The 21,071-nt window shown below is 65.2% G+C and carries 27 protein-coding genes; 7 read left to right on the plus strand and 20 right to left on the minus strand.

Annotation, left to right across the window (positions count from 1 at the left end; translation table 11 throughout):
- Positions 1 to 6 precede the first annotated feature (6 nt).
- Positions 7 to 2,037 (minus strand): phage terminase large subunit family protein, encoded by a 2,031-nt coding sequence (locus tag IOC82_RS12490; protein WP_290546525.1) that lies wholly within the window; start codon positions 2,035 to 2,037, stop codon positions 7 to 9.
- Positions 1,985 to 2,548, minus strand: a complete 564-nt coding sequence (locus tag IOC82_RS12495; protein ID WP_290546526.1) for a hypothetical protein — start codon at positions 2,546 to 2,548, stop codon at positions 1,985 to 1,987. Before IOC82_RS12495 ends, IOC82_RS12490 begins: the two co-directional genes overlap by 53 nt.
- Positions 2,549 to 2,643: 95 nt before the next feature.
- Here IOC82_RS12495 and IOC82_RS12500 point away from each other — a divergent pair, with 95 nt between their 5' ends.
- The 3 genes from IOC82_RS12500 (at position 2,644) to IOC82_RS12510 (ending at position 4,438) form a co-directional block, all read left to right on the plus strand.
- The gene (locus tag IOC82_RS12500) at positions 2,644 to 2,865 is read left to right on the plus strand and encodes a hypothetical protein (protein ID WP_290546527.1); all 222 of its coding nucleotides are present in this window, start codon (positions 2,644 to 2,646) and stop codon (positions 2,863 to 2,865) included.
- Positions 2,866 to 2,957: 92 nt separating this feature from the next.
- A complete protein-coding gene (locus tag IOC82_RS12505; protein ID WP_290546528.1) occupies positions 2,958 to 3,524 on the plus strand; it encodes a DUF3489 domain-containing protein in 567 nt (188 codons plus the stop codon).
- A gap of 128 nt (positions 3,525 to 3,652) precedes the next feature.
- Positions 3,653 to 4,438 (plus strand): hypothetical protein, encoded by a 786-nt coding sequence (locus tag IOC82_RS12510; protein ID WP_290546529.1) that lies wholly within the window; start codon positions 3,653 to 3,655, stop codon positions 4,436 to 4,438.
- Between the two features lie 4 nt (positions 4,439 to 4,442).
- Here the strand turns inward: IOC82_RS12510 and IOC82_RS12515 are convergent, their stop codons facing one another.
- The 18 genes from IOC82_RS12515 to IOC82_RS12600 all read right to left on the minus strand — a co-directional run bounded on the left by IOC82_RS12515 (position 4,443) and on the right by IOC82_RS12600 (position 18,516).
- Entirely contained in the window at positions 4,443 to 4,655 is a 213-nt protein-coding gene (locus IOC82_RS12515; RefSeq protein WP_290546530.1) for a hypothetical protein, read from the minus strand.
- Complete coding sequence (locus tag IOC82_RS12520; protein WP_290546531.1) at positions 4,652 to 6,010, minus strand: ParB N-terminal domain-containing protein; 1,359 nt, start codon at positions 6,008 to 6,010, stop codon at positions 4,652 to 4,654. Before IOC82_RS12520 ends, IOC82_RS12515 begins: the two co-directional genes overlap by 4 nt.
- Positions 6,011 to 6,374: 364 nt before the next feature.
- Positions 6,375 to 6,812, minus strand: a complete 438-nt coding sequence (locus tag IOC82_RS12525) for a DUF6362 family protein (RefSeq protein WP_290546532.1) — start codon at positions 6,810 to 6,812, stop codon at positions 6,375 to 6,377.
- Positions 6,793 to 6,996, minus strand: coding sequence for a hypothetical protein (locus IOC82_RS12530; RefSeq protein ID WP_290546533.1), 204 nt, complete (start codon positions 6,994 to 6,996; stop codon positions 6,793 to 6,795). The genes IOC82_RS12525 and IOC82_RS12530 overlap by 20 nt, the downstream gene beginning before the upstream one ends.
- On the minus strand, positions 6,993 to 7,496 hold the full coding sequence (locus IOC82_RS12535) for a hypothetical protein (RefSeq protein ID WP_290546587.1): 504 nt from the start codon (positions 7,494 to 7,496) through the stop codon (positions 6,993 to 6,995). The genes IOC82_RS12530 and IOC82_RS12535 overlap by 4 nt, the downstream gene beginning before the upstream one ends.
- Before the next feature lie 344 nt (positions 7,497 to 7,840).
- Positions 7,841 to 10,099: an AAA family ATPase gene (locus tag IOC82_RS12540; RefSeq protein WP_290546534.1), complete on the minus strand. Its 2,259-nt coding sequence runs from the start codon at positions 10,097 to 10,099 to the stop codon at positions 7,841 to 7,843.
- Entirely contained in the window at positions 10,096 to 10,854 is a 759-nt protein-coding gene (locus tag IOC82_RS12545) for a PD-(D/E)XK nuclease family protein (protein WP_290546535.1), read from the minus strand. Before IOC82_RS12545 ends, IOC82_RS12540 begins: the two co-directional genes overlap by 4 nt.
- Positions 10,854 to 11,060: a DUF6511 domain-containing protein gene (locus IOC82_RS12550; protein ID WP_290546536.1), complete on the minus strand. Its 207-nt coding sequence runs from the start codon at positions 11,058 to 11,060 to the stop codon at positions 10,854 to 10,856. The genes IOC82_RS12545 and IOC82_RS12550 overlap by 1 nt, the downstream gene beginning before the upstream one ends.
- Positions 11,053 to 11,274: a hypothetical protein gene (locus IOC82_RS12555; RefSeq protein ID WP_290546537.1), complete on the minus strand. Its 222-nt coding sequence runs from the start codon at positions 11,272 to 11,274 to the stop codon at positions 11,053 to 11,055. The genes IOC82_RS12550 and IOC82_RS12555 overlap by 8 nt, the downstream gene beginning before the upstream one ends.
- Positions 11,274 to 12,998, minus strand: a complete 1,725-nt coding sequence (locus tag IOC82_RS12560; RefSeq protein WP_290546538.1) for a DEAD/DEAH box helicase — start codon at positions 12,996 to 12,998, stop codon at positions 11,274 to 11,276. The genes IOC82_RS12555 and IOC82_RS12560 overlap by 1 nt, the downstream gene beginning before the upstream one ends.
- A 9-nt stretch (positions 12,999 to 13,007) precedes the next feature.
- A complete protein-coding gene (locus tag IOC82_RS12565; RefSeq protein WP_290546539.1) occupies positions 13,008 to 13,604 on the minus strand; it encodes a hypothetical protein in 597 nt (198 codons plus the stop codon).
- Between the two features lie 6 nt (positions 13,605 to 13,610).
- Positions 13,611 to 14,486 (minus strand): ATP-binding protein, encoded by an 876-nt coding sequence (locus IOC82_RS12570; protein ID WP_290546540.1) that lies wholly within the window; start codon positions 14,484 to 14,486, stop codon positions 13,611 to 13,613.
- A gap of 2 nt (positions 14,487 to 14,488) precedes the next feature.
- Positions 14,489 to 14,812 (minus strand): hypothetical protein, encoded by a 324-nt coding sequence (locus IOC82_RS12575; RefSeq protein ID WP_290546541.1) that lies wholly within the window; start codon positions 14,810 to 14,812, stop codon positions 14,489 to 14,491.
- A 12-nt stretch (positions 14,813 to 14,824) separates the two neighbouring features.
- Complete coding sequence (locus IOC82_RS12580) at positions 14,825 to 15,304, minus strand: hypothetical protein (RefSeq protein WP_290546542.1); 480 nt, start codon at positions 15,302 to 15,304, stop codon at positions 14,825 to 14,827.
- Positions 15,304 to 15,645 carry a hypothetical protein gene (locus IOC82_RS12585; protein WP_290546543.1) on the minus strand — a complete coding sequence of 114 codons (342 nt, stop codon included), beginning with the start codon at positions 15,643 to 15,645 and terminating at the stop codon, positions 15,304 to 15,306. Before IOC82_RS12585 ends, IOC82_RS12580 begins: the two co-directional genes overlap by 1 nt.
- 34 nt (positions 15,646 to 15,679) lie before the next feature.
- Positions 15,680 to 16,255 (minus strand): sigma factor, encoded by a 576-nt coding sequence (locus IOC82_RS12590; protein WP_290546544.1) that lies wholly within the window; start codon positions 16,253 to 16,255, stop codon positions 15,680 to 15,682.
- A gap of 100 nt (positions 16,256 to 16,355) precedes the next feature.
- A complete protein-coding gene (locus IOC82_RS12595; protein WP_290546545.1) occupies positions 16,356 to 17,324 on the minus strand; it encodes a hypothetical protein in 969 nt (322 codons plus the stop codon).
- Positions 17,284 to 18,516, minus strand: coding sequence for a hypothetical protein (locus IOC82_RS12600; RefSeq protein ID WP_290546546.1), 1,233 nt, complete (start codon positions 18,514 to 18,516; stop codon positions 17,284 to 17,286). The genes IOC82_RS12595 and IOC82_RS12600 overlap by 41 nt, the downstream gene beginning before the upstream one ends.
- 140 nt (positions 18,517 to 18,656) lie before the next feature.
- On the opposite strand from IOC82_RS12600, the gene IOC82_RS12605 reads away from it, so the two are divergent.
- Genes IOC82_RS12605 through IOC82_RS12620 form a run of 4 tightly spaced genes read left to right on the plus strand, consistent with a single transcriptional unit; the run spans position 18,657 to position 21,053 of the window.
- Positions 18,657 to 18,872: a hypothetical protein gene (locus IOC82_RS12605; protein ID WP_290546547.1), complete on the plus strand. Its 216-nt coding sequence runs from the start codon at positions 18,657 to 18,659 to the stop codon at positions 18,870 to 18,872.
- The gene (locus IOC82_RS12610) at positions 18,869 to 19,315 is read left to right on the plus strand and encodes a DUF2924 domain-containing protein (RefSeq protein WP_290546548.1); all 447 of its coding nucleotides are present in this window, start codon (positions 18,869 to 18,871) and stop codon (positions 19,313 to 19,315) included. The genes IOC82_RS12605 and IOC82_RS12610 overlap by 4 nt, the downstream gene beginning before the upstream one ends.
- Positions 19,312 to 20,652, plus strand: coding sequence for a recombinase family protein (locus tag IOC82_RS12615; protein WP_290546549.1), 1,341 nt, complete (start codon positions 19,312 to 19,314; stop codon positions 20,650 to 20,652). The genes IOC82_RS12610 and IOC82_RS12615 overlap by 4 nt, the downstream gene beginning before the upstream one ends.
- Complete coding sequence (locus tag IOC82_RS12620; RefSeq protein WP_290546550.1) at positions 20,652 to 21,053, plus strand: hypothetical protein; 402 nt, start codon at positions 20,652 to 20,654, stop codon at positions 21,051 to 21,053. Before IOC82_RS12615 ends, IOC82_RS12620 begins: the two co-directional genes overlap by 1 nt.
- Positions 21,054 to 21,071 lie beyond the last annotated feature (18 nt).

Consider the following 21,071-nt stretch of genomic DNA (forward strand, 5'->3'; position numbering starts at 1 on the left):
ATATCCTCAGAACCACTTCCCGCGCGGGCCGAGCCAGTCGCTCTGCCGCTTGGTCGATGGCGGGTTTGGACGGGCGAGACGCCCGGCTTCGATGTTCGAGTGCGTGTCGTCTGTGTCCGCAGGCTGGGGGCCGACCTGATCTTCGAGATCGCGCCACTTGTCCTCGGGCCAGCGATCGGCTCCGGCGATCCAGACGGCGGCGCGGGCGTAGACCCGGCAGTCCAGAGCCTCGTTGCGTTCGCGCACCTTCTGCCATTCGAGCTTCTGGAAGCCGCGCTTGGTCGTGACGGTCACGAGATGCTCGGCGACGAGCTGCTTCACCCATTCGGCGTCGACACCCTGCGGGAGATGCACGAGTCCGGCCGGGCCCTGCGCTCCATCGGCCGCATCCTCGTCGGTGGGCTTCGACAACCGGAGAAACCGATAGGTCTCGGCCTTGAAGGTCGCGACGGCGATCGTCCAGAGCCGCGCGCCGCGTCGGATCTTCCGGCCGCCTTCCGTCGCATCGACGAAGGACGGGCCGGTGACGGGCGCTGCGCGATTGAACCCCTCGACGCCCTTGATGGGAATGACCTGCGCAAAGCCCTGCTGGCGCGCCCATGCGTAGACGGCTGGCGCTTCGAAGCCTGTGTCGATCGCTAGTTTCGAGAGGCTCAGCCGAACGCCATGGGCGTGCGGCCAGGTCTGACCGAGCAGATCCGTCAGAGCCGCCCAAGCCTCGGCGCTGTCCGGGCCGCCGGGAATGACGATATGGTCGACGAGCCAGCTTGCGAGCCCGCGACCCCAGGCCCAGATCGAGACTTCAATGCGATCCTTCTGGATGTCGGCGCCTGCCGTCAGAAACAGGCCGCCGCTCGGCACCGTACCGATGCGCCAGGGCTCGCGCCGCTCATAAAGCCGCTGCCAGTCCGGCGCTTCGCCGGTCTCGATCCATGTCTCGCCCAGAACGCCGTTCTTGAAGCTGCGCTTCGCCTCGTCGCTGGTCTGCGCGGCTTCCCACATCCGGGCGATATCGGCCCATGAGAGCCAGCCCACCGGCGAATAAAGCCCGGAGAGGTGGTAGCCGACCGTTCCCGCGTGCACGCCATCGCGCGTCGGGCGCCATTCGCCGGACATCATCAGAGAGGTCTTGTGATGCTCCTCGATCTGGCCGTCGCAAGACTCGCAGACATAGTGCGCCGTGTGCGGTTGCCCCTTCTCCCAGCGCAGGCGCTCGAAGCGAAGCCACTGGCGATGATAGCAATGCGGGCACGCCACGAAGTAACGCCGCTGGTCGCTGGCCTCGAACTCGCGCTCGATCCGCGACACGCCGTGGATCGTCGGCGTCGATGTCAGAAAGACCTTCGAGCGCCAGGAGAACGTGCGCGTGCGAGCCTCCGCGAGCGCGACCGGATCGCCTTCCTCGTCGGCGGACGGCGGATAGGCATCGACCTCGTCGAGAAACAGGTAGCGCGCCGGCATGGAGCGCAGGCCGACCGCGCTGTTCGCGCCTGTGATCACCAGAAGCCCAGCCGGGAATTCCTTCGACAGAACCGTGTTGCCGGCGTCGCGCGAGCGCTGCGGCTTGACGCGCTCGCGCAGCACCGGGCTTTCCGCGATCAGCGGATCGATGCGCTGGCGCGAGAAGCGCTTGGCCAGTTCCACCGTCGGCTGAACCGCGAGCATCGGTCCCGGCGCATGATGGATGACATAGCCGATCCAGTTGTTCCCGGCCTCGGTCGCGCCGACCTGCGCAGCCTTCATGAAGACGATGCGCCGCGCGGCGTTGCCGGGCGACAGCGCATCCATGATGGCGCGCATATAGGGCGTGCGATCGGTACGATAGCGCCCCGGCTCGGCCGAAGCGCGCGGGCTCAGAAACCGGTGCCGATCCGCCCATTCCGAGACGGTGAGCGCAGGATCGGGCGTGAGCCCATCACGCCAGGCCTGGATGAGCGCATCGACGCCTTCGAAGGCGAACAGCTCCTCTGACCCACGGTCCGCGTCAGCGAAAATCTGTGGCGACCTCGGCGAGATCTGCGAGGTGCGCTCGGACATGGGTCTCCAGAACCTTCTGCATCGCGTGCGCTTCGAGGCCGAGCTCCGCCGCCATCAGTGCCGCGATCCGTGCGGGCCAGTTCGCCCACGCATCGCGCTCCTCGCGCGCCAGTCGAAAGACGAGCGCTGTCGCCCGCGCGCGGTCGATGACCTCGCCCTTCATCCGCTGCAGCCGCAGACGCCTTTCCTGGGCCTTCAGCACCTCGTTGGCGGTCTTGGCCTGGAGGAACGTGGTTCCGCCGCCGACCGGAGACGGCGCGATGCCGCTTTCGCGAAGGGTGTCGCCGACGGCGGACAAGGCCGCATCGGACACGGGCCTCAGCTTGGCCTCGGCTCCATCGCGGCGCTGCTTCGAAGGGTCGGTCATCGACGCGCGGCGCGCATCGCTGACCCGCGCATCGATCGAACCATCGGCATGAAGGACGAGCCGTCCCGACGTCTTCGCCTTCTGGATCGCGCCCCGCGACAAGCCGACATGGGACGCGTACTGGCGCTCGCTCATGCCCTGCATGTCGGCTCCGAAAACTTAATGTTTTGATGCACTTATTGCCTTGATAAGCGCGTCGGACAGAGCCTGTATGGAGTGACGAACCAAGGAGAATTCCGATGACCCGCCAAGCCAATAACGCCCAGGCCCTCGACGCCTTCATCGCCCGCAAGGTCGATATCGACGCCATGCTGGCCCGGCTTGCCGCCCTGAGCGACGAGCATTTCGACGTTCATCCGGACGAAGTGCATTGGGGCCATGTCGGAACGCTCGCCCACTACGCCGAACTCTTGAAGCGCATCACCGACAGCGCCTTTCGCGAAGGCGAACACGCCGAATGATCCGGCCGACCTCCGCGCCAGCCCCGCGATTGCGGGGCTTGGCCTCGTAGAAGCGCCGCGATGGTCGCGGCGCTCTCGAACCGGAGGTTCCGATGACCCAGCTTTCCGACACCCAAGCCATCATCCTGAGCGCTGCTGCGCAGCGACCCGAACGCATCGCCCTCCCGCTGCCCGACAGCCTGCGGGGCGGTGCAGCCGCAAAGGTCGTCAGCACGATGATCGCGAAGGGCCTGTTGCAGGAGGTCGAAGTCAACGCACGACGGGGCGAACTGGTCTGGCGCGAAACCGGCGACGGCCACGGCACGACGCTGGTCGCCACCGACGCTGGCCTTGCCGCCATCGGCATCGAGCCGGATGATGTCGACGTTGCGCGCAAGAGCGCGACAGAAGCGCCGCCGCAGGATCCAGCTCAGGATGGCGACGCCGAAGCCGCACATGCGACGCGCACGCCGCGCGCCGGGACCAAACAGGCCGCGCTGATCGCCATGCTGCGCGCGCCGGACGGCGCAACCATCGAGGAGATCACCGCAGCCACCGGTTGGCAGGCCCACACGGTGCGCGGCGCGATCGCCGGTGCGATCAAAAAGAAGCTCGGGCTCGACGTCACCTCGGAGAAGGTCGACGGTCGCGGGCGGGTCTACCGGCTTCCCGGCACCTGACGAGCATAACTGCAAAGTGGCAAGTACAGCCGCCAACTTTGGCGGCTGTGTTTCTTGGGGCTTACGCAGCTTCTCCCGGAACTGTACCCTTTGCGTGCATTACAGTTAACGCGTAGGGAATGCAGAAAATGACCGATAAAGAAACACAGCGTAAAGTTAGCGGGATCATCACCGCAGGGGCGGATATCGCGGGTGCGGCTGCAGGCGGGGCAATTGGCTTTCTATTGGGAGGTCCAGCAGGAGCCGCAGCGGGTGGCGCTGGCGGAGCGGCGGCCGCACACGCCCTGCGAAACATTGGAGAACAGGCATCGGATCGCCTCCTCAGCCCTCGCGAAAAGGTCCGCGTTGGGGGCGCTTTGGCGATTGCAGCTTCGAAGATCAGTGGTCGGCTAGGGAGAGGTGAGACCCTGCGAACCGACGGTTTTTTTGATCCAAAGTACAATGGACGCAGCGATGCAGAAGAAATCGCCGAAAGTGTTCTGCTTAAGTGCCAAAGGGAAGCCGAGGAACGTAAAGTTCCCTACATGGCCTTTCTTATCGGCAACATCGCCTTCGACGACCAGACCAGTCCGGGTCTGGCGCATCAGATCGTCAAAACAGCCGAAGACCTCACCTATCGACAACTATGTATTCTGAAAATCGCAGCACTCCAGGGGAACTTCAGCCTGCGTTCTGGAGATTATCGTGGGCAGCAAAATTTCGACAGGCCGCTCTACGAAATCCTTTACGAGTGCCTTGATCTCTATCACCGGGCACTAGTGAACTTTGCCGGCGAGGTCGCTTTTGGTCCAACCGATGTAAAGCCGGGCAGCATGAGCATTCAGGGAATGGGAGTGGATCTTTTCAACCAAATGGGCCTCGCAACGATTCCAGATACCGACCTAACTCCCATAGCTGCCCAGCTTTCACGCTAAATCACTAATCGCGGATCGCCTCGAACACGCGCCGCAGGACATACGACCGCGCGATGCTCACCACCGTGAACACCGCGCCCATCTTCAGGTTTTGCGCCAGCGTCGTGTGCAGCCCGAAGACCGGAAAAATCAGGATCTGAGTGACCACCGCAAGCCCGTAGCCGACGATCACGTTGGCAACGGACTCGACCAGCGAGATGAGGCGGGACTGCTTCATGCGGCGGTCTTGCGCTTTGGCGAAGGTTCAGGATCGGGGTCGGTGGCGGGCGGACCGACCGCTCCGTCGCCCAGCCGCTCGGCCTTCACTTGCGCAAAGGTCCGTCCGTTGCCGTTGAGGATCGCGTCGCGCCCGGTGTCGGCCTGCCAGCGCTCGATGGCGACGTCGACATAGGCCGGGCTGATCTCCATTGCGAAGACGCGGCGGCCATTCGCTTCGCCCGCCATGATCTGCGAGCCGGAGCCCGAGAACGGCTCGTAGCAAAGCCCGCCGCGCGCCACATGCTGGCGCATCGGGATGCCGAAGGCATCGAGCGGTTTTGGCGTCGGGTGATCGGGCCGGTCGTCCTTTGCGAAACTCGGCAGCGCCCATGTCGACGGGAGCGTTTCCTCGGCCACCTTCGGCGGGCGCTTGCCCTTGATCCAGCCCATGAAGCAGGGCTCATGCTTCCAGAGGTAGTGCGATCGGGTCAGAACGCCGCGGTCCTTCACCCAGATGATCTGCTGATGGACGAACGCGCCTGCCTTCTCCCAGCAGGCTTCCAGCATCGCCTGGCGACGCGAGGCGTGCCAGCAATACCAGGCGGCGTCTTCCGTGATCGCCTCGGCGACAGCCGCCGCGATGAAGCCGTCGTAAAGCTCGGCCCCCTGTGAGCTGTCGTCCCAAGTGGTGCCGTAGGATGCCGACCAGTCCTTGTTGCGGGTCGGATGGTTCGAGCCGTCGTAGTCGACGAGATAAGGCGGGTCGGCGGCGAACAGGATGGCTCGCTCGCCATTCATCAGGCGACGAACGTCGGTGGCGCTCGTGCTGTCGCCGCAGAGCAGCCGGTGATCGCCAAGCAGCCACAGATCGCCTGTCCGCGATGCCGGATTGCGCGGCGGTTCCGGGATCACGACGGGGGCGACGCCCGCGCCGTCGGATGCCTCGGCGCCCGGTTCCAGCGCAAGCAGCCGGTCGAGCTCGCCATCGGAAAAGCCGATCAGCGAGAGGTCGAATTCATCGGCGACGAGTTCCTGCAGTTCGCCCGAAAGCAGCGCGTCGTCCCAGGCCCCGAGTTCGGTCAACTTGTTGTCGGCGATGCGGTAGGCACGACGCTGCGCCTCGGTCAGATGATCGAGCACGATGACCGGCGCTTCGGTGAGGCCAAGCTGCGCGGCCGCCATGATGCGCCCATGGCCTGCAATGACCTCGCCATCGCTCGACACCAGCACCGGGACGGTCCAGCCGAACTCCGCCATGCTGGCGGCGATCCTGGCGACCTGGTCCGCGCCATGGGTCTTGGCGTTGCGCGCATAGGGACGCAGGCGGTCGAGCGGCCAGGTCTCGATCGCTTCGGGGGCGAAGCTGAGGGTCATGATGTCCGGTGATGGCTGGGCGTGTCGCCGTCGATTGGCCGCTGGATGCCGAATGCCGAGCCGGACTCCGCGAAGGGTCCAGGCATGGCAGCGGCTAGGAGGCAGAAAAGTTTGTGTTCGTCGGGACTTCCGAGCGGCCGTGAAAGGCGCTGGACTCTCGCTGGCTTCCCAAAAAATCCGGCCTGCCGCTAGCGACGTTTCGCGCCGCGCCCTCCCGCATAGGGTATCCGCCGGGAAGGAACCAAACGCGTCAGCCGGGCCGCTTGGGATGCGCCTCTCGCGAACATGCCACCGGGATACGCGAATTCGGGCCGTTCTGTCTCGCCGGGAAATGTCTCACTGAAAATTGTCTCACGCGATGCATTCAGCTTGACACGCGGCGCGTCGCATCGACGACGAACCGCTGCGAGCGCTTCGCGGGTGGCCGGCGTCCATTGAGCCGCCATGTGATGACGCACAGCGCGTATTCCCAGCGGCGGTGCGCCGTGGCGCGCGACAGGCCGAACCGCCAGCAGATCGGCTTCCACGGCGTGCCCTCGGCGCGCGCCCAGACGAGCTTGGCGTCTTCCGGCTCCAGCCAGGCGAGCCAGTCGAAGGTCTTTTCCATCCGGGAGATGGCGGCAGGCGACGGCGGAGGCCGGCGCAGTCGTGGGGGCTCCTGGCCGGCGAGATCCGAAAACTCGTACACGATCTGCGGCCAGGTGCTGAAATACCCCTGACCTTTCGCATCAGGCAGGCGCTTCAGGACATCGGCCGCCTCGGCGAGCCGTTCTTCCACCTGATCACGGGTCCAGACGTCCATGCCGCGCCTCCTTGGTGTATCCGTAGAGTTTGTCTCCGAGTTGCCGCACGAGCTCGCGCTCGGGCCAGGTCAGGCGCGGATCGGTCTCGCTGACCACGAGGACCTTCTGCTCGCGCCAGCCTTCGCGCTTGATCTCTTCCGGCGATCGCCGTTTGCCGCCGAAACCGGGTGGCGCCCATCTCATCGCAGGCCTCCCCTTGTCTCGATGGCCCAGAGGAGCAGCGCGATGGCGTCGGCTTCGTTGTTGTCCTTCGGGCTGAAGCCTCGCGCTGAGACGGCGGCGATGACGGCGTCCTTGCCCGCATTGCCCTTGGCCGTCGCATGGCGCTTGATGGTGCCGACGGGCACGCCCTGATAGGCGATCGACCGATGCTCGCACCACGCAGTCAGCGTGGCGAGGAAGCCGCCATAGAGGTGGGCGGCATCGACGCCGAGGTGGCGGCGGACCTCCTCGAAGTAGATCGCTTCGAGACTGCCGGCGTCGGCGATCAGGGTGTCGAGCCAGGCGGAGAACCGGACGAAGCGCATACCGCCGCCATCGAAGCGGCTCGGCCGGAACGAGACTGAGCCATGCAGGATCTGGCCGGTCGCGAGCCGCAGCGCCCAGCCGGTCGTGGTGCCGAAATCAAGGGCGAGGAGTGGGCCCTTTCCCGGTCGCAGGGGGTCGGTGCCGAGGGGCACCATGGTCGGATCACGGGGTGCGACGAGGACGGGCTGGCACGCTGTTGCCAACGCCGCTGCCGACGACACAGGTCGCGACGGACGAGCGCGCCTGATGGGCGCTCGCTCGTCTCTCCCGTAGGGAGAGCAGGAATTCTGGCAATCTGGCAACTTCTCTAAGTCGTTGAGATAGAACGATCTTTTGAAGTTGCCAAGTTGCCGGAGGGAAGTTGCCAGATTGCCGACCGGCAACTTCGCCGCTTCCTTAAGCGTTTGGAATGAAACGACTTTTCGTGCCGGGAAGTTGCCAGTTGCCGAAGTTGCCAGTTGCCAGGACAGCGCCGTTGGCAACTTCTCGACGGGGAACATCATGGGGTCTCTCCTTCGGGATAGACCCAGACGAGCGGGTTCTCGACGTCGAGCACGGCGCCGGTCTGGGCTGCTTTGTAGTGGGTGGGAAGAACGGGAATGAAGGCGGGCGTCACCTCGCCGGTGTCCGCATCGACGCTCTCGCCCGATGGGAACCGCATGCCTTCGATCACGAGGTAGCCGAGCTTCGAACGGGCGTTGGGCAGGCCATAGGGACCGCCGTCGCGGGTGAACTTCACGTAGCCCTTGGTGGCGAGCACGCTGACACGTTCACAGATCGTCGTGCGCCCGCCGAGCCCCGCCTGGTTCTCGAAGGCCTCGGCGAACTGCAGGGCGGTGAAGAGGTGTCCGGCGCGCGCCTGCTCATCGAGAATGTCGAGGATCACATCGCGCTTGCGCGCGCGCTCGGCATCGAGCCGCTCGCCAAGGTCCTTGCGCACCAGGCGCTCGGATTTCGGATCGAGCATGATCCAGCGGCCTTGCCGCTTGTCGATGAGGATGGGCTCGATCGCGGGGCCATTGCGCAGTTCGAACTCGATGCGGCGCTCGGGGCGCTCCTCATCGGGGCGATGCATGAGGATGCCGGCGCTGTAGAACCCGCGCAGCGCGCTGGCGCCGGCGAGCGCCTGGAACGGATCCTCGGCGATCTGCTTCTTCTGCGCCTTCCGTGTGTGGTGGCAGAGGATCAGCCCGGCTTCGGGGGCGGTGGTATTGCGCAGCGCTTCCACCCGGGCCTGCAGGAAGAAGAGCATCGCATCATTGTCGTTCTCGCTGCCGCCATCCGGTCCGCCGTCGAAAAGGTTGCGGATCGGGTCGATGCAAAGGATGTCCGGACGCTCGCTCTCGAACGCGCCGAGGATCGCGGCTTCCACCAGGCCAAGGCCACGCCCGTCCAGGATGAGCCGGAGCTTCGGCGTCACGACGAGATTGTCGCGCGCGATGGCGAGCACCGGCTTCGGCAGGCTGAGGCCTTGCAGCCGCTCGCGCAGGTAGTGGTAGTCGATCTCCGCCTGGAGGTAGAACACGCGCAGAGGGCGCGGCGGCTTGAAGCAGAGGAACGCGGCCCCCGCCGCCATGTGGGCGAGCAGGCTGATCAGAAAATCGCTCTTGCCGACCTTCGGCGCGCCGCCGAGCACGAGCATGCCACCGGGCGTGAGCACGCGCGGCGCAATGATGTCGGCCGGCATGGGGCTCTTGTCGTCGATCAGCGCGCCGAGCGTGAAAGCCGGGATCGATGCGACTGGTGCGTGGCCAAGCGTCAGGCCGGGCCCGTTGCGGGCGACATGCCGACGCCAGAGCCGATCGAATTCCGCATCGATGCGTTCCGGCGGCCAGGGCGGATCGAGGCAGGCCTGGTTGAACTCCTGGATCGCGCGCCGGGCCTCGTCCTCGGTCTCGCGCCCTTCATGAACGAGCCGGACATGATGGCCGATCGCCATGCTGGCCGCTTCGAAGCGGGTGACGGGATCGACGCCGCCTGCGCGGGTGCGACGGGACAGAACGTCATCGAGCGTCGGCTTGTCAGGCGTTGCGTGCGGCTCGATGGGCGGTGCGAGACCCGGAAGCGCCGGCATCACCTCGACCGCGTCGGCGAATTCACGCAGGTCGCTTTCGGCTGCGGAGCTCTCACGGATGGCGACAAGGCGCGAGGCTCCGCCCGTGAAGTAGATCGATCCTGCGACGCGGATCGGCTGATGTGCCGAGCGAAAATGCGGATCGCCGCCGACCTTGTCGGCGATCAGCCCTCGCAGCGCGCAGACGAGATCGACGTCTGCGCCCTCGACGGGTTCATTGAGCCGCCACCAGACATGCAGCTTCGGCGCGCCGGTCTCGCTGCGGCCGCCGCTTTCGACCACCATCACCGGTGACGGCAGGTACTGCCTGAGGTGAGAGAGCTTTGCTTGCGTCTCGCCTGAGTCGAGGTCGACAACGATGGTCTGGATCTGCTGGACGTCCTCGGCCTTGGCCTGACCCGCCTCGGCGACGGTTCCAGGCACAACATAGAGCGCCGCGCCTTCGCGCGCGGCCCAGATGGCCGAGGTCACGATTTTCGTGGCGGCGTCGCGATCCGCTTCGATCCAGGCGGTGTGGGGGCGGCCCGAGCTTCCTTTCTCGGCAAGGCCGCGCACAGGGATCAGCCCATCACAATAGTCGAAGACGCGGTCGATGAAGAGCGCGATGGTGTCCTGGTCCGGCGTGAGCATGGGCTCGGCCGCGGACCGGGCATCGCTGGATCGCGGGTTCGCGTCAGCGCTCATCCGGGCAGCCTCCAGCAACGCTCGGCCCATGGGCAGAAGCGGCACTCGAAGTGCGTCGGGTCGTGCGCGATGCGCGGCAGCAGTTCATGCGCGTCGGTGGCGCGCAGGATGCGCACGGCGCGGTCGCTCGCGGCCTGAGCCCTAGCGGCGTCGAACGGCACGAGCTCGTGGTGAAGCTCGGCGGTATCCTTGTTGATGGCGGTGAAGAGCGCCGGATGCTCCGAGACACCGGGCAGCGCAGGCTCCAAATAGGCCTGATAGATCGCGATCTGGACGGCGTAGATCGGCTTCGCAAGCACGACGCCCTTGGCGACGGTCTCCCGCCACCCCTTGGCGTTCATCGTCTTGCATTCCCACAGTACTGGAACCTGAAGGGCCGGCATGTCGCGAGCCCCGAACACCACGCCGTCGACATGACCGCGGATACGCCCGCCCGCGACGGAGAAGCCGATCTGTCCGCCGTCCCTTGTGCGCGTGACGAGATCGAGGCCGCTTGCACGTAGCCAGCGAATGGCGACCTCTTCGAGAGCATGGCCGATCTCCAAGATTCGAAGGGTCCGGCCATCGAGGCTCGCGCCGGGATCACGGGGGGTGTCCGTGAACTCGAACTGAAGCGCGCGATCGCAGGTGACGCCGAGGCGGGAGGCTCCGAGATAGCCGCGCGCCGGGACGGCAACGCGTTCACCTGCAAGCGCCGCATCGATGCGCTGGTTCAAATGGTCGGCAAAGGTCGTGCCCGAATTGAAGTCGAGCATCAGAATGGGATCTCCGCGCTCGCCTGCGCGGCGCTCGCCGCCATCGCTTCCTGAAAGCTGCCGATGGCGGCTTCGATCAGGGTCAGCACCTGCGTTTCGGAGAGGCTGTCGAGCGGCGTCGTCCAGCCGATCTCCTCCATCAGCTCGGCGACGGGCCGGAGCGCTGCACGCATGGCGGCGCGTTCCTGTTCGGTCAGATCAACCACGGAACGCCTCCGTGCCGACGAGGACCAGAAGGCCTGACAGCTGATCGAGCAGAACCAGCGTTCCGGGCGCGGCCGGCTTATCGGCAAGGGCTCGCGCCAGCCAAAGCCGCGTGATGGTTTCCTGCAGGCGGCACAGGGGATGCCCTTCGGGTGCCAGAGACGCTCCCGGTCCGACATCGGTTGCGGCGATGGTGTCATGGGCGTCGCCTGTCATCACGCCGCCCTCGCCAGCGCGTCGCGATCGGCCCCGAACACGAGCCGACGGATCGCGGCCTTGTTGAACTGGAAGGCGATCAGCGCGGAGGCTTGGTAGCGGGTCAGACCGAAGTCCTGGCGGTACTCCATCGGCAGCAGCGCCAGCTGTTTGTCGGTCGGGGGCTGCGAGAGCCAGCGGCGGGTCTTATGCGCGGTCTCGTCGCTCTCGTGCTCGTTCAGCCAGTCATCGGCGGAAGCCAGACAGACCATGCGCTCGCCAGTGCCGACGAGCGTGGTTGGTTGGCCCTGCCGGCCGCCCACCGCATACCAGCGCCCGTTCAGGAAGAAGACGCCCGCCCAGGCGGAGAAGCCGGTCGCGACCAGCGCGGCATCGTCGCCAAACAGATCGCACCACTTGAAGCTCGACCGCTTCAGGAGATCGATCTCGCTCATCACGAAGTCGCCGAGCGGTTGCGGCGCATCCGAGGCGTCGTCGCAGGTGAAGGCATGGCCGCAGAGCGGGCAATCCCGCGATGAGAGCGGGATGATCGCATCGCAGGACGGGCACGTCTTGGTCGGCGCTTCCCCGGTCGGCTCGCGGCCGTCGAGATCGACATCCTGCTCCAGCGAGCCGTGCAGCAGCGTGGACGTGCCGAAATCCAGGACGACACAGTCCGTCTTGACGACGCCCGGGTGTTCCTGCGGGTTCACCGTGCGCAAGCCGCGGCCTGCCATCTGGACCATGGTCGAGCGATAGGAACTCGGGCGCAGCAGCACGACGCAGGAGGTCGGCGGGTGGTCCCAACCCTCGGTCAGGACCGCCACGTTGACGATGACGCGCGCTCGGGCCTCGGCGAAGTCGGCGAGAGCAGCCTTGCGGCTCGCCTCCGTCATCTCGCCGGTGACCAGCACCGTCGGCACGTCGGCTTCACGGAAGGCGTTCGCGACAGCGGTGGCGTGGGCGACATCGGCGCAGAACACGACCGTCTGCCGGTAGTTTTCGCCTTTCCCTGTCGCGGCAACGCCGCTCTCCGCCTCTTGCGCCTTTTCGCGCCAATGGCGGATGACGGCCTCCGTCACCGGCGTCCGGTTCATCACCTTGGCGACCTCGGCCATGTCGAAATCCTCGGCGGTCTTGCGGACCCGTCCGAGATCGGACTGGACGCCGACGTCGATCACGAAGGTTCTGGGTGGCACGAGGTGGCCGGAGGCGATGAGTTCTCCGATCCGGATCTGGTCGGCGACATTCGAGAAAACCGGGCGAAGGCCCTTGCGATCGCCACGGTTCGGCGTCGCCGTCACGCCATAGATCAGCGCCTTCGGGTTGCGCGTCTGGACCCGGTCGATGATGCGCCGATAGCTGTCGGCGGCGGCATGATGCGCTTCGTCGATGACGAGAAGATCGAGCGCCGGGAGTTGGTCGAGATTGTTTTCGCGCGCGAGCGTCGGCGCCATGGCGAAGGTGGCGCGCCCTTGCCAGGACTTCTCGCCCGCATCGACCACGGAGGTCGACAGGCCCGGATTGACCCGGGCGAACTTGGCGCGGTTCTGCGCGGTCAACTCGTCGCGATGCGCGAGCACGCAGGCCTTCGTGTCGCGCTCTTTCAGGATCTCGCCGACCACGCCGGACAGCATGATGGTCTTGCCGGCGCCGGTGGGCGCCACGCCGATCGTGTTGTTGTGGCTGCGCAGCGCCGCGACGCTGCGCTCCACGAAGAGCTTCTGGCGGGGGCGAAGCAGCATGGCGTCGCCTCACTGCGCCCACGAGGGACGCATTCCGGCCGCCGGAGCCGCCGCAGGCTGGGCTGCCGTCGGCGGAGCGCCGCCGCTCTGGAAACCGAAGGACTGCGCCACCGGGCCCATGACCCCGGCGTATTCCTTGTGATCGGGCGTGACGGCGGTCCGGATCTCGTTCTTCGAATCGCCATTGGTGTCGGTGCCAACATCGATCTTGGCGACGAACTCGATGCCGTCGAGATCGGCGAAGCCGCGGATGCGCCGGGCGGACTGGGCCTGAGGCGAGACGTCCTTGTCGGAAATGCCGCGCGCCGAGTTGAGGATCGCGCGCACCAGCGCCCGGCCCATATTGCCCCAGTCTGGGCCCTTCGGGCTGTACAGTCCGATCAGCGAGAAGATCTTGCGCCGGGCATACGGGCCTTCGAGCACCGTGAATTCGGCATTGAGGTAGACCGCGCCGGTGGAGCCGCGCGTCGCATAGCCGCCGGTCCACCCCTGGCTCGGATCATCGTAGCCGCCAGGGCGGATCGAGAGGCGAACCTTGGCGATCGCGCCCTTCGGGATGACGCTGGTGGTGGACTTGGCGTCGTTGAAATCACTCCAGTTGGACATGGGGGACTACTCCTTGATCTGGTCGTTCGAGGCGAAAGCGGACGGGGTTGGATCTGGCAGGCGGCCGGAGAAATCGAGCGGCTGGCGCGAGGGCCCGCGGATCTTGCGCATCAGGCGTCCGAGATGCGGCTCCTCGACTATGTCGAGGCGGCCGCTGCGGTCCTTCGCGGGAAAGCCGAACGGGTTCAGGGTCTGACAGATGAAGGCGCGGCGGTTCGCGCCGTCCTCGGCCTTCACCTCCGCCATCGTCAGGACCTCATCGACGATGCCCGGCAGTTCGAGACCGGTCTTGGAGCCGTCGATCTGGGGTGAGAAGACGCGTCGATTGAAGTCATCGAGCCGCTCATCGAGGATGCCGACGAACCAGACATTCTTCGCTCGGGCGTGCTGCAGCTGGGTGAGCCAGCCGATCATCTCCCGGCCATGGAGACCGTAGGCACCGCGTACGTCAGGCTTGCCGGTCTTTTCGGACATCGCCTCGGGTTGCCCGCGACACCACTGAAAGCAGAGCCGGCCGGCGACGGTGATCGAGTCGACGAAGATCGTATCGTAACGATCGAGCACACTCGGCGGCCCGAAGCGCTCGGCGACCGCCGCGAAATGCGCCTCGCCATAGGCCTGGTCGGAGCGGAGCGCCGGGTTCGGCCCGCCGATGAACACAGCCAGATCGCGGCACTCAGCCCAGGTGCGCGGACGCAATGCGTCGCCGGTCCACCCTTCGATGGCGAGGTCTCCCGCCTCGAGGTCGAGGAAGAGCGTCGTCTTCGGATCGAGCGTCCAGAGAAGGCTCGTCTTGCCGATCCCGGACTTGCCGAAGATGCAGCCCTTGACGCCACGAGCTTCGGCAAGGCGCTGGTCGGCGGTGATGATCGGAAGCGCCATGATCAGCGCTCCGCCTTGGCGCGGGCTGCGGCTTCGACCGCGCGATCGGCCCCGACGCCGCCTGCATCACGGGCGATGTGGCTGAGCTTGCGGAGCGCATGCATCCGGTCGCCGATGGCGTTGAACTCGGCTTCGAGTACCCGCAGCGCGAAGGCGATATCATCGAGCGTCGCCTCGGTGATGGGCTTGGCGTCGATCGCGCTCGTACCCGGCGTCGCCAGAATGCGGATCGTCTCTGGCAACGAGCCGAGGCCGTAGTGCGCCTTCTGGAGAGTTTCGAGCGTGGACAGCGGTGCCTCGGGCTTGGTCTTGCCGAACGGGGACATGGGTCGATCCTTTCAATCGCGGAGAAGTCGGAAGGCCGGTTTCCCGGTCCTGAGCGTCCGGGCTGGTTCAAAGTTGCGGCGGATCGCATCCGGCCACGCGCCATAGGCGCGCTCGGAGACCGAGAGGCTGATCTCGACATATTGGCTGGGGTCCTCGCCCGAGGCGCGGATCGTCTCGACAAGAGCGGCGAGCTTGGCCTGATCCCACTCGGTCTTCTTCGGCAGATCGGCAACGACCGTGACCGAGCCCTCGCTGAAGCGGACCGTTCCCGTGTCCTTGCCCAGCGCTGCGCGGGCTTCACGCGCACGCTCGCCGAACTTAAGCGCGATGGCGCCGTCAAGCCAATCCTTCAGCGCCTTCGCGCTCTTCAGCGCTGCATCGGCGTCGTCCTGCAGCACGGCCAGGACCTCGGCCGCCAGGGTTGTGATTTCGGCGATCGGCATGGTGCGGAGCGCGTCGAGCGTCGGCAGGTTGTTGCGAGGATCTGTCATCACGCAACCTCCTCGGCGAGGAGCGCGGAGAGCGAGACAGGCGACGACTTCGGCTTCAACCGCGCCACCGCGAAATAGGAGAAGTCGTCGGGGCCATGACGCCGCTGGACGAGGTGCGCGAGCCCCTGTTCGGCCGCCCACATCGCCCGCCGGCCGAGCTTCAGGAGCTCGGTGCGGTCCTTGGGCAGCAGCCGGGTCGCCATCGGCATGCCGTCAAGGGCGAGGAACCCTCGATGGTATTCGAGGCGGTCACCGGACGTGGCTTGGCCGAGCCAGCCGCAGAAGTCGATCTCCGAGATCCGGAGCCTGACCGTGGGAAGGGGAATGATCGTGTTGCTCATAATTGGCTCCTACTCACCGGCACCGGAAATCGTCTCAGCCAGCCACAAGGCCGTGAGCGAGGAGCGAACCGCGCAGCGTCCTGATGCGGCGATAGAGGCCAGCGCGGGAGCCGCGGCCCTCGGCCGCCACCTCATCGACGCTCTTGGTCGTGAGTGCCGCGCACAGGAGCCCATCTTGCCGATCGAGCGTCCCGAGGCAGCGCTCGACATCGAGCCGGACTTTGGACGTCGCCGCGCCCTTGGTGGTCTGCCCCCAAAGCGCGCAAAGACCATCATCCTCGGGGACGCCGTCGCCGACGGACGCTCCCTCGCCTCCGGGGGCCGGAGCGTCGATCGAGATTGGCTCGAAGCCGAACACGCGACGTTCGGAAACCACCCGGCGTGCAATCCGCGACGCCTTGTGTACCATCACCGTCGCGGCGAATGCCCCGATCGACCCGCGCGCCGGATCAAAGGCTGCCAGCCGCACAAGGGCGTCGATCAGCAGATCCTGCCGGACATCGTCCAGATCATGGCGGGGAAGTCGAAGCTGCCGCACCAAGCGGCGGGCGGCCAGGTCCGCCTCATGCAGCAGGGTGTGAAGCTGATCCGGGGATGGAGAGAAATGCATGGAGCGGTGCCTCGTCATCGCGTTTCGATGGCGGCACAGTGCCGAATGACAGGTCGCCCTTGGTGGGCTTAGCGTGGGAACCGCGTGGGAAGGCTGTGGGTTAAGGTTCAACCCTTGTTACGTCCTGGCAGTCGAGACGCCATCCCCGATTGCCCTCCCTTCGGATGAGCGCCTTGACTTGCGACTGGTCAAGACCGCCTTTCGTCAAGGCATCACGCAGCTCACGAATAATGTCGCGTCCGGGACGTGCCGTGGCGGGCGCCAGCGACCCATAGATAACGTCTTCAACATCGCGAGTCGTAAGATGGGGGGATGGCGTTTTCGCTCGTTCAATCAGAGCAGCAAGGAGCCGCGTCGGCTGATCGCTAAGGACAATCTGCCTCTCACCCCACGTAACGCGTCTTGCCCCGCGATACAGAATGAGTGTTGGATGCACCTTCTCTTCCACCGGTTTTTGGGGAAGCGTTACAGTCATTTTTCCGGCGCCAGACATGCTCGTGGCAGCTGCCAACGATGCGGTTCTGATCCCGGCCCGCGTGAAGCGTATCCGCTCCGGAGCTGATAGTGATGGAGACAGCAGCAAGAGATCCCCTCGCCTTGCTTCCCGAAGCGCTCCCTCCAACCCCGATTGGGCCAGGGTTCTGCGCGATGGAATGATCACGATCGCCGCGGGGTCATCGCTGGACTCGATAAGCCAAACACCGGGCAGATGCAGTGAGAGGTCCTTCCGTCGTGCCAGAGCGTCGGCAATCAGTCCGACGAGGCCATCGGGATGGACCTGGAAGCTGCGAAGATCATCGTCTCCGAGCTGAGTATCGCGATATATGTCGTGCGGACAAAGTGCCCACGACGCTCCCTCGCGGAGCTGGATGATGCGGGAATAGGCGCCGCATGAACAATCGACGCAAGGGTGCCACTCTGCGGCCGGCAGACACTCCTCCAGGACGCCGGACGAGAGCAATCGGTCGAAGGCCGGACCAAAGTGGCAGGCAGCTTGCCGACCCCAAAGCAAGATCGGCTCATCAGCCTCACTCAGCCGCCACAGCAGTGCCAGAAACGTCTCGGTCATGAAGCAGTCCGTTGCGGCGGAGAAGGCGCAAAATGCGACTCTCGAAGTGGATTCGCTTGAAGACGGCGTGTGTGGGTGGCTTCAGTTTGACGATAACCTTCTTGGTTCGTGTGCCTGCCTTCCCGAATTGCACCCGAAACACCAGGTGATTGAGCCGCCAGTCAGCTCCGAGGCTTGCTCCCCGCATTATCTCGCCGAGCCTCGCGAGTGCGTTGTCACGCCCGTCGCGCGCCACGTAGGAGAAAAACGCCCGGGTTTCGCCGGTCTTCGGATCAGCGCCGACCCGGTCGACTTGCACCTCCGTGATCTGGACACGCTGAATGAAGTCGTCGAAGTCGTGGGTGAAGCGGAAGCCGAAGCCAACCTGTTGCACGCGATCGAGGCTGTAGAGGTTCTGCGCATGATCCGATGCGAAAAAACCCGGACGTCCCAAAACCTTGTCAGCGAAAATCTCCGCCAGCTCGCGCCGCAACGCTTTTGCCGTGCCTCCAATCCCGACGATGCCCGTGCCGCTCTGATACTTGAGTACGGCATGTTCAGCGGTTCGGAAACTGATTACCTTCTCCTGCTGGCCATCCACGATCGACGCGGTCGTCACGTGCGATCCATGAGTGATCACCAGCGAGAACTCGTCGTCATCGTACCAGCCGACACGGCAGTGATTACTGCGAAGCCCCTTCTTGAATAGCTCGGCGGCTGCGGTTTCGAATGCCTGACGAGCGACGTCGTCCATCCTTGCCTCAACGCCTTCATCGAGACCGACGAACTCGTCGAGACTCGGCCGCGCTATGATCACCATCATGTCTGACGCTGCGTCGAACACCTCGCGGTGATCGAGGAATGCGCTCACCGCGATATGCTTCGGATCTTGCGCGCGATCGCTTTCGCCTTCTCGTGGCAGAAGGTTGACGCCAAACCGAAGAGCCTGCTGCAACAGAATTTCCAATCCAGCGGCGGTACCCAGTTCTGCGATATGATGCAGATCTGCGATCAGGCCCTCCGAATAGTTCTCATCGGGACCGGCAAAGTATCCTTCGATGAACTTTCGGGCTTCGGCGTCGTCCTTGCCGAAGACCGAAAAATCGAACTGGGGCAGCTCATCCGAGTGGCGTTCGAGAAGCCTGCGCAGGAGTTTGAAATCGATCGTGCGGGTAAACTTCGGATTGACGAATTTCTTATGGTCTCGGGACACGCCAGTCCTCCATACCGCAATGATGTTCTTGCTACGTTCTATCGCAAGTAGGGCAGTGAGTCGATTCCGGCTGCAACCCCTGATACGATTTCTCCACAGAATGAGTAGGTATCCCGGGAGATCACCCACCCGGTAGCCGAATGACTGGCCCCAACGCCCTGCGCCCCGAATTGATGAGCGATGCCGAGCGGCTCGACGAGGCCGCCGAGCTCCTCGCGCGCGGCGTGATCCGGATGCGGCAGCGGCGGGAGCGACGACTCACACCTTTATCTCGCGAGGGCGGAGAGAGTTGGCTGGACTTCACCGCTGACCAACGCCGTCATGCGGAGACTCAACTCGACGGAGAAACCCCATGAATGATCCCGTGCTGGCGCGCGTCGCCGCCATCAAGACCATGCCCACGCCCTCCCTGAGAACGATGTGGCGTGATCTCCATGGCACCGAAGCACCGCCCTACAACCGGCGCTTTCTCGAAAGCCGTCTGGCCTACCGCATCCAGGAACTCGCCTATGGCGGCCTCAAGCCCGAGACTGTGAAGCGGCTCGAGGCCCTCGCGCGCGGCGTCGAGGACACCAATCCCAAGACCCGGCGGATCCGCACCGACCGCAAGCCGGTGGCGGGCACGCGCCTCCTGCGCGAATTCCAGGACGTCGAGCATATCGTGACGGTGACCGTCGAGGGATACGAGTACCAGGGCCGCCCTTACAGATCGTTGTCGGCAGTCGCCCGCGCCATCACTGGCGTGAAGTGGAACGGCTGGGTGTTCTTCGGCCTGAAGAGCGCAGGGAGCGGCACATGAAGCGTGCGGCAACCGGCCATCCTCCGACGACGAAGATCACGCCGAAGGTCCGGTGCGCGATCTACACGCGGAAATCCTCCGAGGAAGGGCTCGACATGGAGTTCAACAGCCTCGACGCTCAGCGCGAGGCCTGTGCCGCCTACATCCTGAGCCAGAAGCCCGAGGGCTGGGTTGCGGTCGCCGACCGCTATGACGACGGCGGGATGTCTGGCGGCACGCTGGAACGTCCGGCGTTGAAGCGGCTCATCGCCGACATCGAGTTCGGCAAGGTCGATGTGGTCGTCGTCTACAAGATCGACCGGCTGTCGCGCTCGCTGATGGACTTCGCCAAGCTGGTCGAGGTGTTCGAGCGGCGAGGCGTCACCTTCGTCAGCGTCACGCAGTCCTTCAACACGACGACCTCGATGGGGCGGCTGACGCTGAATATCCTGCTGTCCTTCGCCCAGTTCGAGCGGGAGGTGATCGGCGAGCGCATCCGCGACAAGGTCGCGGCCTCGCGCCGCAAGGGCATGTGGATGGGCGGCTACGTGCCGCTCGGCTACCGCGTCGAGAACCGCAAGCTGCTCGTCAACGAGGAAGAAGCGGCATCCGTCCGGCTGATCTTCGAGCGGTTCGTGAAGCTCGGATCGATCAAGCTGCTGATGCGGGAACTGCAAGCGGCCAACATCCGCAGCAGACGCGGCTACATGCTCGACAAGGGCGCGCTCTACAAACTGCTCAACAATCGGGTCTATATCGGCGAGGCCGTCCACAAGGGCGAGGCCTATCCCGGCGAGCACGAGGCAATCATCAGCGCCGATCTCTGGCAGCGTACCCACGCCATCATGGGCGAAAGCCCGCGCATGCTCGCCAACCAGACCCGACTGTCGGGACCGTCCCTGCTGCGCGGCCTGATCTTCTCGCCGAATGGCGACGCCATGTCGCCGAGCCACACCCGAAAGGGTGACCGGCTCTACCGCTACTATGTCACGCAGTCGATCCTCAAGCGCGGTCCGGGAACCTGTCCAGTGGGCCGGGTTCCCGCCGCTGAGATCGAGACGGCGGTGATCAAGCAGCTTCGCGGCTTCCTGCGCGCGCCGGAACTGATCGTGCGGACATGGATAACCGCGACCCAGCACGACGATCGCATCACCGAGGCCGAGGTTCGCGACGCCTTCGAGCGGCTCGATCCGATGTGGGACGAACTGTTCCCCGCCGAGCAGGCACGCATCGTCCAGCTTCTGGTCGAGCGTGTCGACGTGAAGGTTGATGGCATCGCGATCCGTCTCCGCACCAACGGGCTGACGAAGCTGCTGGGCGAACTCCAGACCTTCTCTGACCGAAAGGACGCGGCCTGATGGCGAAGGGCGCTCTCTTCCACGATGCGGGCGCTCTCACCGTCACCGTGCCGATGACATTCAGGAAGCGCGGGGGACGCAAGCTGGTCATCGCGCCGAACGGTGCTGACGCATGGGCGCTTCCCCGCGCCCGCATCGACAACACCATGGTCAAGGCGCTGGCCCGCGCCCATCGCTGGAAGAAGCTACTCGATTTCGGTCGCTTCCAGACCGTCCAGGACCTTGCCGAGGCCGAGAGGATCAACCCCTCCTACATCGCCCGTGTCCTGCGCCTCACGCTGCTCGCCCCGGATATCGTCGAAGCCATTCTCGACGGGCGGCAACCGGCGAAGATGCAACTGGATGACCTTTTCGAGCCGTTCCCAGTGGAGTGGGAGCGGCAGAGAGCGGAATTCCTATAGGCTTATGGGTCCGAGTAG

Origin of the sequence: Aestuariivirga sp., assembly GCF_020252395.1 — a bacterium.
In the GTDB taxonomy this organism is placed as follows: Bacteria; Pseudomonadota; Alphaproteobacteria; order Rhizobiales; family Aestuariivirgaceae; genus Aestuariivirga.

What these genes read in the sequence shown, in the direction of transcription:
- IOC82_RS12605 (WP_290546547.1), top strand. Translation starts at nt 18,657, where the DNA reads ATGACTGGCCCCAACGCCCTGCGCCCCGAATTGATGAGCGATGCCGAG.
- IOC82_RS12620 (WP_290546550.1), top strand. Translation starts at nt 20,652, where the DNA reads ATGGCGAAGGGCGCTCTCTTCCACGATGCGGGCGCTCTCACCGTCACC.
- IOC82_RS12595 (WP_290546545.1), bottom strand. Translation starts at nt 17,324, where the DNA reads ATGACCGAGACGTTTCTGGCACTGCTGTGGCGGCTGAGTGAGGCTGAT.
- IOC82_RS12530 (WP_290546533.1), bottom strand. Translation starts at nt 6,996, where the DNA reads ATGAGATGGGCGCCACCCGGTTTCGGCGGCAAACGGCGATCGCCGGAA.
- IOC82_RS12535 (WP_290546587.1), bottom strand. Translation starts at nt 7,496, where the DNA reads ATGGTGCCCCTCGGCACCGACCCCCTGCGACCGGGAAAGGGCCCACTC.
- IOC82_RS12495 (WP_290546526.1), bottom strand. Translation starts at nt 2,548, where the DNA reads ATGCAGGGCATGAGCGAGCGCCAGTACGCGTCCCATGTCGGCTTGTCG.
- IOC82_RS12545 (WP_290546535.1), bottom strand. Translation starts at nt 10,854, where the DNA reads ATGCTCGACTTCAATTCGGGCACGACCTTTGCCGACCATTTGAACCAG.
- IOC82_RS12575 (WP_290546541.1), bottom strand. Translation starts at nt 14,812, where the DNA reads ATGTCCCCGTTCGGCAAGACCAAGCCCGAGGCACCGCTGTCCACGCTC.
- IOC82_RS12525 (WP_290546532.1), bottom strand. Translation starts at nt 6,812, where the DNA reads ATGGACGTCTGGACCCGTGATCAGGTGGAAGAACGGCTCGCCGAGGCG.
- IOC82_RS12570 (WP_290546540.1), bottom strand. Translation starts at nt 14,486, where the DNA reads ATGGCGCTTCCGATCATCACCGCCGACCAGCGCCTTGCCGAAGCTCGT.
- IOC82_RS12585 (WP_290546543.1), bottom strand. Translation starts at nt 15,645, where the DNA reads ATGAGCAACACGATCATTCCCCTTCCCACGGTCAGGCTCCGGATCTCG.
- IOC82_RS12505 (WP_290546528.1), top strand. Translation starts at nt 2,958, where the DNA reads ATGACCCAGCTTTCCGACACCCAAGCCATCATCCTGAGCGCTGCTGCG.
- IOC82_RS12500 (WP_290546527.1), top strand. Translation starts at nt 2,644, where the DNA reads ATGACCCGCCAAGCCAATAACGCCCAGGCCCTCGACGCCTTCATCGCC.
- IOC82_RS12560 (WP_290546538.1), bottom strand. Translation starts at nt 12,998, where the DNA reads ATGCTGCTTCGCCCCCGCCAGAAGCTCTTCGTGGAGCGCAGCGTCGCG.
- IOC82_RS12615 (WP_290546549.1), top strand. Translation starts at nt 19,312, where the DNA reads ATGAAGCGTGCGGCAACCGGCCATCCTCCGACGACGAAGATCACGCCG.
- IOC82_RS12565 (WP_290546539.1), bottom strand. Translation starts at nt 13,604, where the DNA reads ATGTCCAACTGGAGTGATTTCAACGACGCCAAGTCCACCACCAGCGTC.
- IOC82_RS12590 (WP_290546544.1), bottom strand. Translation starts at nt 16,255, where the DNA reads ATGCATTTCTCTCCATCCCCGGATCAGCTTCACACCCTGCTGCATGAG.
- IOC82_RS12555 (WP_290546537.1), bottom strand. Translation starts at nt 11,274, where the DNA reads ATGACAGGCGACGCCCATGACACCATCGCCGCAACCGATGTCGGACCG.
- IOC82_RS12580 (WP_290546542.1), bottom strand. Translation starts at nt 15,304, where the DNA reads ATGACAGATCCTCGCAACAACCTGCCGACGCTCGACGCGCTCCGCACC.
- IOC82_RS12610 (WP_290546548.1), top strand. Translation starts at nt 18,869, where the DNA reads ATGAATGATCCCGTGCTGGCGCGCGTCGCCGCCATCAAGACCATGCCC.
- IOC82_RS12520 (WP_290546531.1), bottom strand. Translation starts at nt 6,010, where the DNA reads ATGACCCTCAGCTTCGCCCCCGAAGCGATCGAGACCTGGCCGCTCGAC.
- IOC82_RS12540 (WP_290546534.1), bottom strand. Translation starts at nt 10,099, where the DNA reads ATGAGCGCTGACGCGAACCCGCGATCCAGCGATGCCCGGTCCGCGGCC.
- IOC82_RS12515 (WP_290546530.1), bottom strand. Translation starts at nt 4,655, where the DNA reads ATGAAGCAGTCCCGCCTCATCTCGCTGGTCGAGTCCGTTGCCAACGTG.
- IOC82_RS12490 (WP_290546525.1), bottom strand. Translation starts at nt 2,037, where the DNA reads ATGTCCGAGCGCACCTCGCAGATCTCGCCGAGGTCGCCACAGATTTTC.
- IOC82_RS12510 (WP_290546529.1), top strand. Translation starts at nt 3,653, where the DNA reads ATGACCGATAAAGAAACACAGCGTAAAGTTAGCGGGATCATCACCGCA.